The following is an 8953-nucleotide window of genomic DNA, read 5'->3' on the forward strand; positions in this document are numbered from 1 at the left end:
ATTAATGTCCCTATTTTTTATAAAGTAAATGGCTGGTTTTAACGATCCTTTGTTTTACTACACTTAAATATCGTCGAGTCAGCATTGTCATTTTATCTCTGACTTTATAAAAACTTTCCAGCCGAACGCAACGCGCTAATGCTTGTCGATCGAGAGGATCTTTACTGGGCTTCCTTGTGGTTATCGCTATATCCATAACCTGCTCGATCTGTTTGACTCTTACCTGAAAAGTATGATTGGCGATCGCTTCGCGATATCCACTTTCAGCAATAGTTTCTCGACCGATCTCATCTTTTAAATAATAGGCTATTTTTGCTTTTAAGTCTTGAGTATCTGTTGATTCTACCAGATGCACACCATCTTTAAATGGACTTTCGGCGGATAATTTTTCTGTCAACAGAAAGCCCTTACAAGCAAGTGTTTCATACACTCTAGTCTCTGTATCTAGAAACTCCTCACCATGAATATTTAAAATAATTTTAGCACGATTGACTAGATCGACCATATCTCGACCGAATGCCGAATGTGTAGTCACCACAAACTCATTTTCTATCTCGGCAATTATTTTTTGTCTTCTCGGCAATAAAGTACCGATAAAGAGAATATCAATATCTTTATCTACAGGTGTAATGCCATCATAAAATCCTGGATCGATAGCACTCAAGAACAAACTTACACGTTCTCTGTCGATCCAATTTTGACTAACGATCCAATCGATACAAGGTAAAGATCTAAAAAATATATGCTCGAACATGCCAGAGTTTAATAAATAAAACTCGTTAGGATTGCGAGCGATCAATTCAGTAAATAAAAATACTTTTGGCCGATCGATGGCTTTCAGGATTTCGAGCGGGATTCGATAACCACAACCTCGCTCTAACAGTACAGCATCAAAATCTTCATCGATTTTCAATAATTCAGTTGCTAAGGAGTAAGCATTTTTTTGATAATCAACACAAATAGTAGTAACTTCATTTTCTAGCAAAGCTCGATTCAAGAACGTCTCAAATCCCCACCCCGCACAAGTTTCAATTTGATTGATAAATAGCAGTTTCATCTTAACAATTTGACATTAATAGCTTGACAGTTCGATCGATCGTCAGATTAAATTTCTCGCTAGAAAAGTCTTCTAAAAATTCCTGGTATTTTGTCTCATTAATCTGAAATTCAGTAGCGACTTTCATCATCGCGCTAGCAATTTGCTCAGGTTCTTCCGGTGCTATTGCTGCCCAATCATATTTATTGATGACTTTTTTCATGATATAGTTATCGCCGATAATAACTGGCTTTCTCAAAAATATTGCTTTTGTTAAAATATTACTACTAAAAGAATGATTGTGATATTGAAGGTAAATAAGATCGGATATAGTTAATAACTGATTAAATTCTCCTTCTGCTGCGATATAATAGCCAAGCTTGAGGCAAGAGTTATTTGCTAAAGTTAGAGATAATGCCTTAATTGACTCTATCTGTGTTGGAGTGTAATATTCTTGAGGCCAATGTCCGATCGCTAAAATAAAGTATCGCTCTGGATCTAAATTTTGAGCAGCTTTTAGAAATAATTCTAAGTTTCTTTTTGGCAGTAACCCACCAGTAATAGAAATAATTTTTCTACCTGCAGCTAAATGATAAATCTTTTCAGGCACCTCGTAGTGCTTATCGATCGTTACATCAATTATTTCTGGCAAAGCTAAGAACTTATCTTCATGAAAGCGATTTCTAAAAAACTTGAGGTAGGCTGGGTGTAATGTCAATACAGCTTTACAAGAAGCTAACGCAAACAATTTTTCGGCAACAAAACGCTGACGACTTTTTTGTTTCCCCCAAGAACTGGCAGAACGATAAGATGGCTGTACTGCTAAGGTAACCCATTGCGATGGTAAGAGCATTTTGGCCACCCAAGCTGGAATTATCGGCACAGAAGTATCGGCATCACCAAAAAATACCGGAATGTCTTTGCCAATTCTCATCAAGATATTTCTAGTAAATAAGAGCGAGCTGACAGAGGAGAATCTATAAATATATCCTTTGAATAAAGTTTGGACGATCCGATCGAAACTTGATAAGCCTTTGAAAAAAAATTTTTCGATAAATGATAATCTAAAGTCTAGGACAGAGCAGTTTTGAATATTGGAATGCTCTAACCATTGACGTAAATCTGCGTTGTCTGAGCACGAGGCATAGACAAAATACTGACGTTCTAGTAACGACAGTAATATTTTCTTAAAATATATTTCATGATGACCTTTCCATGTAGATATATCAATTAAAAGTATTTCTTGCTTGCTATCTACAATTCTCATATATTTGTTAAATATTTTCTGTCGATCGATCTATTCTCGATCGAGAACAGATCGATTCAATACCTTAGATTCGATCGATCGCTTAGTGAAGTACGCAACTAACTTTGTTGGAGAATTGTTTGATATAGCTCTGCGTAGCGTTGTGCCTGGAGATGAAGAGCATACTCAGCCAGTGCAATCTCTCGGCAATTTACACTCATTACTTGTCTGAGTCGATCGTCTTTGAGTAATTCAACGATACCATTGCATAGATCGATCGGATCTTCTGGTTCTGCTAAATAGCCAGTTACTCCCGGACGCACTAAATCGGGGACACCCCCAATTTTAAAAGATACCATTGGTGTCCCACAGGCAATACTTTCTTGTAAGACTAAAGGTAAATTATCCGCACGGGTAGGAAAGATAAATAAGTCAGCAGCCGAATAAGCGATCGATTTTTCACGATCGTTATTAAGGTAACCAAGGTTGACAACTTTCATTCCTACTTGCTGGGCAATTTCTTCACCACCGCTACCAAAAGTTAATAAAATAGTTTCGGATTTAATTGATTCTGGTAAATTTTGGAGACTTTTCAAAAGGAGATCGCCTCCTTTGCGAGCATCATTTAGATCTGTCGCCCCAAACATGATAATTTTTTTATCTAGTGGCAATCCTAATGCTTGTCTGCATTCCGGAGTCTCGATCGGTTTGTAATCTTCGGTATCGATTCCATTTGGAATACAATAAACGTCATAGCGACCTAGCATACTAGCCCTTGCCTCGGCTGCCAACCATTGACTCGGAGCGACAATAGTTAAATTAGCATGGTTATAGACCCAATCTTTCAATTTCCATTCTAGTTTAGTATTGTCAGCATAAATGTGAGGATAGCGATCGGGATAGGGGCACTTCCCACAACCTATCTTCCATCGATCGCAATCATAACTGTAAGCACAATGTCCGGTAAAACTCCACATATCATGAAGAGTTAAAATCGCAGGCTTACTTTTAGTAAGCTGGCCGAGTGCTAGATAATTAAACCAGCCATTACTACCATGAAGATTATGTAAATTTAAAATATCTGCTTCCTGATAAAACGGATGCTTAGGGATATCAAAAGTACTTAGTATATTAATATAAAGTAATCCAAAACGACCATTTAAGCGAAACAATTGTTTGTTAAGATTAATATTTTGATCGATGACTTCTACGTTCGGATCTGAAGTTAACGCTTCACCTACCAATAACTTAGAACTCTTCCCTCGCGCCAGTAGACCTTGATGGAGACGAGATGCTGCAATGGCTGCACCACCACCAATATCTGATTGATTGATATGTAAAATTTTCATGTAACTGGTTTTCTAGCTTCCATATAAATAGAATCTGGCTTGTAGATAGAACCATCAACCTCAGTATCTAAATTAAAGCTTGCCCAGTTAGAAATGGAGCTTTCACTTGCAGATTTTTTCGCAATCTCCTCTAATCCGCAACTTTTTAAGAGCAAAGATAGCGAGTAACGATCGTACATCCACTGGTGAATTTCTCCAGATTGCCGAAATTGACCTAATTGTAAGGCATTTAACTCTTGCGGCCTGAGCGCAAATTTAATAATTGATTGATAGCGATATTCAGCATATCTAAAGAATCGATAAATATGCTTGAGTATTTTTTTGAAGCTAGGTTCGACTACTGATATTTGTGAAGTATTATCTTGTCGAGCTGCCAGAATGATATTTTTTATCTCAACACCACAACGTTCGATCGCAAAATCTGGATTCGCAATGTCTTTGTTAGAGAGAAATTCTTGCATCTTACCACCCGGCCGATCTCTTACTGTTTGATCGTACATCTCTAGTAGTATCCATTGATAGTTTTGTTCCCATTCTTTACTACCATTCACAGCTTGCTCTAAAGCATATAAATACGTTCTAGCTATCTGTTCGAGATCGGGAATAACTACTCTCAAAATTCCTTGTGGGCGTAGAACTCGGCAGCACTCCTTTAGGAAAGATGCTGCTACCGACTGCGGGAAATGTTCTAAGACATGAGAATGATAAACAACATCAAATGATTCATCTGAAAAAGGGATTCCCTGCGATAGATCGTGCGCTATGACACTCTCACTCGTAGACACAAAATTAATATTTGTCCAATCGGTATGAAACCGAGAACCGCAACCCAGATTGAGGTACTTCATATTGAAAACTGTGAAAATAATTTTTCATACTCTAGAACACAATGTTCTATTCTGAATTTTTCAAAAGCAAGATGCGCCTGTTGTGAATGATTGACTAGCAAATTACGATCTTCAATATAAGCTAACATGGCATTACTCAAACTCTTGATGCTGGGGCGACCATCTCGATCTAAGTCGATAAGTATTCCGGCTAACTGTTCTCGATCCGTCAACATTTCAGGGATACCACCTACAGTAGTAGCGATAACTGGCTTTCCAAGTGATAAATATTCTGCTATCGAGTTAGGCAAACTTTCCCCTGCAAAGTAAGTGGGTAATAAGCAGACATCACAAGCTTGAATCCAAGCTTCCGGACGTTCTGTATAACCAGCAAAATGAATGCGATCGATCAGATCTGCCGTTAATTCTGCTTTTAGCTCTTGAAGATGCTGACTATCGCCTACTAAGATCAGATGTAATTCGCGATCGACAGTAGCTGGTAAAAGTTTAAATGCTTCGATCGCCTCTTTCCAGCCTTTCTCTGGAATTCCCCGTGCAACCATCCCAAAAATGATTGAGTCGCTATTAATTTTTAGTTGCCTTCGGATCTCATCTGTCGAAAGTTGTAATTCTTGACTGGGAAAACCATTGTAGATTTTTCTCAGAATAGTACTAGATTCGATCTGAAATGTTTTCAAAACTTGCAGATTAGATTCGGAGATATAAACAATAGCATTTACTCGATCGAATATCTGCGAAATCATCGACTGACTTGCAACATTTTCTTCTAAAACAAAACGATAGTCTCCATGATCGACCATGACGATCGGTATTGGTATTGAAGACAAACTCTTAGTAACAAAATAATCCGAATGAAATAAATGTGTATTAACTACATCGATTTGATAATCGATGGTAGCTTTATTGAACAAATAACATCTTCGTCTGTCAGCTAAATAAAATTGCCATTTAAATAACTTATGTAAATAATAATCTAATAACTCCAGCTTTTTTAATAGCCAATCATGCCGATCCGTAATTAATGTTACCGAGCTGTCAAAGCGTTGTTTTGTTGATATATTTTCCTTTGAAGTAAATAAATTAAAATCATATACATATACATCATGTTTTTGAATCAATCCTTCAACTAATCTAATAATTAGAGTCTGTGCACCTCCTATTGATAAATTAGTAATTGCAATCAAAATCTTCATAATCCTAAACTCAATACACGTTTGAGTCTTAAAAAATTGATACTGACAAAGTATTTACAAACTATTTTTTGCATTCTCTATAAAAGTAAAGTATTGATTTTAATCGATCTCATTTATATTCAATAACTTCTGGCTCGGCTTATATTCTTCAGGCAGATCTACTTGCCCATCGTTTAATTTGTCCGATAGATCGACGTTTAAGATGTGCGGCAAATTCTCTTAAAACTATCCCGTTGACATTATCAAAAGTCTTTGCAGCTAACATATAAAACTTAATTTGATCTTTGAGAGAAACTTTACTGTCAGGATTGAATGTTAAATCTATCCAGTTACAAAGCATTCTTTTTTTGAAGTCTGATAAGGTTTCAAGTGATATTTCGAGAGGAACCTTTAGATTGTAAATAACTAACAAGTGTTCGTAAATTCCAACTTTACTTTTAAAAGAGCGCGAACTTACTGATGATTCATGACTACGAAAAGAGTTAAGAATCTGAGCACTAAATGCCAGATCTGACTTCAAGAGTATTTTCAGCCAAGTCATCCAGTCCCCAGCAAAAAACATACTTTCTTCAGCACCACCAATCGCTTCATAAACCGATCGTCGAATTAGTACCGCACTAGCATTGGGGATATTATTATTGAATAATAGATATTGTTGGCATTCAGTGAAGCCATTTGCAATAAAATCGTTGCTCCACCGACTTTGGCTGAGATCTTCAGCCCATTGGCGCAGAGTTGACAAAACGACTACATTATTACTATCTATTTGTCTCGATTGGCAATAAGCCAGACCAACTTGCGGATTTTGGTCTAGCAGCGGGACGAGAGTATCTAGAAAAGTTGGATCTGCCACATCATCGGATTCAGCAATCCAAATATACTCACCTGTCGTAGCTCGAACGCCTTTGTTCCATTGCTTAAAAGGTGAACCGCTATTTTGTTGATTGTAAATTGCTTTAATTCTGGGTTGACAATCGAATTTGGCAAAGACATCGTTGCTGTCATCACTAGATGCGTCGTCGAGGTACGTCAGATCGAAATCCTGGAAAGTTTGATCGAGAATACTCTGGATCCGCTGTTCTAGAAATCTGGCATGATTGTAATTGGGAATAATGACAGAAACTTTTGGCATATTAATATTTTTGCATAACACTTTTAACTCGAGCCGGAGCTGAAGTGAGAACTCTTTGAGTAGCTTCAAGGTACGCATGTCCCCACTTTTGGCAGGGTTCTAAATGATTTCCTTCTGCCCATTCATTCCAAGCATTGACAAATATCACTCGATCGCTGTTAGGATTCGTTAACTCGCGTTGTACGACTGTTTCCAGCCATTTTTCGTATAATTCAGGTGTAGAATGATGCAAAATCGTTGCATTGCCATCTTTGCGTCGTGCGGAATTATCCCAAGCAGGCGTAACGCAGGGAAACCGCTTGTAATCAGAAAGTGGTTTTGCTAACATTTGTTCGACGATTGTTGCATAATCATAAATTGTATTCTCAGCGTATGCTGATTCTGCTAGTTTTAATGTTCTGGCTAGCGACCATTTTCGGCCTCTTTGAAGCGGCCATCCCAGTCTGCTCCAATCTGGTTGAAACTCTACAGCAGCATCAAAACCGATTGATTTAGGGTCATTTTGTTCGTCATAGAAACTTTCGACTCTAGCCAGAAAAATTTCTCCGATTCCCAACTGTCGAGCTTCTTCACGCCATGTTTTCGCTGTTTCTAAAGGATTTGGAATTCTATTTGCTCGATAGACCAAAAACAGCGGTTTGTCATCGATACGAATGTACCGGGGGTCTTGAAATGCTTGGGCTAGGTATCTGATATGCTGGCGATCGTCGGCATCACCATACACCTGTTCGGCGAGCACATCTTCGTCTTGTCCGTCCCAGCGACGAGTCCAGTTTTCGTTTGCCCAACACAGACAAAAAGGAAAATCTGGCTCGGTAGTTGCCAAAACATCATTAAACGGTCTTTCGAGGAGTCGTTTGCCAGTAAACCAGTAGTGATAATAGCAAAAACCATGAATCCCATAAGCTGTTGCTAAATCTGCTTGAGCTTGCCTGACTTCTGGTAGCCGCAAATCGTAAAACCCCAAATCGGCGGGTTGATGAGGTTGATAATGACCCTCAAAGAGCGGCCTTGCTTTAGTAACATTAGTCCATTCAGTAAAACCTTTTCCCCACCATCGATCGTTTTCGGGAATCGGGTGATACTGAGGAAGGTAAAAGGCAATTGCCTTAATATCGATCGGTTTATTCATCGGATATTTGGGTTCTTTTGATTGACTTTACAAAATTCAGCAATTTTTGCTTTGATTTGAGTAACTGGTAGGATTTTTCTCAGACTATGTTTAATTGATAAGATCGAGAGATCCCATTGGATTTGTAGTTTCGCCTTGAGATGGGCTAAAGCACCTAGCTCGACAATCTTGAGAATTAAAGGATAAAACTGGGAAACTTTTTCTAGCTCGGTATGCGGCGAAAAGTCCGAGAATTCTGTTAGATGCCGTTCGCGTTGAGCGATTTCCCACGCAGCAAAAGCGCGTTCTTGAAAAAGTTGCGCCAGATCGATTTGAGGCTGTAATTGTCGAGCCACAGTTCGGATAGGCACATAAGCAGTGTTAAAAGCAAAATCGTGGCTTAGAATCACGCCATCTAAAACCCATCCCCGATAATGGCGATTAGCTCTACTCACAGCACTAGAGGCACTCCCATGCACCCGAAAATTGGCTAGTACTTCTGGAATTTGAACGATTCCCGTGTGAATGGCAACTCGAGTATAAAACTCAAAATCGCAGATCATGATTAGATGAGGATTGAAGGAGCCAAACTGAATGAAAACACTGCGGTGTAGTATCACGGAAGTGGGTTCGCCGACAAAGTTTACCCCTATATGCTGTAGAGCAAGCTCGGCATACTGTCGAGCAGAGATTTCGACAGTATCAGACAACGGATTTTGCACCGAAAGATGAGTACGGTAAAAATCTTGGCTTGTTTCATCGGTGCCAGCTTCAAAGATAAAGTTGCGACGACAGTAGATAATTGGTTTACCCAATTTTGTTGCCACCATCATTTTTTCTAGACATGTTGGCGCAAGTGTATCATCTTGAAAAACGAATTTAATCCATTCTCCTGCTGAAATCTCGATACAACGATTCCAATTGCCAACTAGTCCCAAATTCTCTGGGTTTCTTACTACTCTAATTCGCTCGTCCTTCGCTGCATATTCCTCGGCGATCTCGACAGTTCGATCCGTGGATCGATCGTCAACAATCAAT

At 38.7% G+C, this 8953-nt stretch carries 8 protein-coding genes; all 8 read right to left on the reverse strand.

Annotated elements, in window-relative coordinates; translation table 11 throughout:
• Positions 1-10: 10 nt before the first annotated feature.
• Positions 11-1057, reverse strand: coding sequence for a glycosyltransferase family protein (locus C7B77_RS02480; protein WP_106299988.1), 1047 nt, complete (start codon positions 1055-1057; stop codon positions 11-13).
• 1 nt (position 1058) lies between these two features.
• Complete coding sequence (locus C7B77_RS02485; protein WP_106299990.1) at positions 1059-2303, reverse strand: glycosyltransferase family protein; 1245 nt, start codon at positions 2301-2303, stop codon at positions 1059-1061.
• A gap of 98 nt (positions 2304-2401) precedes the next feature.
• Positions 2402-3631, reverse strand: a complete 1230-nt coding sequence (locus tag C7B77_RS02490; protein WP_106299992.1) for a glycosyltransferase family 4 protein — start codon at positions 3629-3631, stop codon at positions 2402-2404.
• Positions 3628-4479 (reverse strand): class I SAM-dependent methyltransferase, encoded by an 852-nt coding sequence (locus C7B77_RS02495; protein ID WP_106299994.1) that lies wholly within the window; start codon positions 4477-4479, stop codon positions 3628-3630. The genes C7B77_RS02490 and C7B77_RS02495 overlap by 4 nt, the downstream gene beginning before the upstream one ends.
• Positions 4476-5672 (reverse strand): glycosyltransferase family 4 protein, encoded by a 1197-nt coding sequence (locus C7B77_RS02500; RefSeq protein ID WP_106299996.1) that lies wholly within the window; start codon positions 5670-5672, stop codon positions 4476-4478. Before C7B77_RS02500 ends, C7B77_RS02495 begins: the two co-directional genes overlap by 4 nt.
• A 148-nt stretch (positions 5673-5820) precedes the next feature.
• Positions 5821-6804, reverse strand: coding sequence for a glycosyltransferase family 2 protein (locus C7B77_RS02505; protein WP_181243681.1), 984 nt, complete (start codon positions 6802-6804; stop codon positions 5821-5823).
• A 1-nt stretch (position 6805) separates the two neighbouring features.
• Positions 6806-7936: a glycoside hydrolase family 99-like domain-containing protein gene (locus tag C7B77_RS02510; protein ID WP_106300000.1), complete on the reverse strand. Its 1131-nt coding sequence runs from the start codon at positions 7934-7936 to the stop codon at positions 6806-6808.
• Positions 7933-8953, reverse strand: a 1021-nt coding sequence (locus C7B77_RS02515) for a glycosyltransferase family 2 protein (protein ID WP_106300002.1), incomplete at its 5' end; no start/stop codon positions are given. The genes C7B77_RS02515 and C7B77_RS02510, both read right to left, overlap by 4 nt.

The sequence above is a fragment of the Chamaesiphon polymorphus CCALA 037 genome, from assembly GCF_003003845.1.
In the GTDB taxonomy this organism is placed as follows: Bacteria; Cyanobacteriota; Cyanobacteriia; order Cyanobacteriales; family Chamaesiphonaceae; genus Chamaesiphon; species Chamaesiphon polymorphus.

Coding starts and splice junctions, on each gene's coding strand:
- C7B77_RS02505 (WP_181243681.1), bottom strand. CDS start 6,804: ATGCCAAAAGTTTCTGTCATTATTCCCAATTACAATCATGCCAGATTT.
- C7B77_RS02485 (WP_106299990.1), bottom strand. CDS start 2,303: ATGAGAATTGTAGATAGCAAGCAAGAAATACTTTTAATTGATATATCT.
- C7B77_RS02490 (WP_106299992.1), bottom strand. CDS start 3,631: ATGAAAATTTTACATATCAATCAATCAGATATTGGTGGTGGTGCAGCC.
- C7B77_RS02510 (WP_106300000.1), bottom strand. CDS start 7,936: ATGAATAAACCGATCGATATTAAGGCAATTGCCTTTTACCTTCCTCAG.
- C7B77_RS02500 (WP_106299996.1), bottom strand. CDS start 5,672: ATGAAGATTTTGATTGCAATTACTAATTTATCAATAGGAGGTGCACAG.
- C7B77_RS02495 (WP_106299994.1), bottom strand. CDS start 4,479: ATGAAGTACCTCAATCTGGGTTGCGGTTCTCGGTTTCATACCGATTGG.
- C7B77_RS02480 (WP_106299988.1), bottom strand. CDS start 1,057: ATGAAACTGCTATTTATCAATCAAATTGAAACTTGTGCGGGGTGGGGA.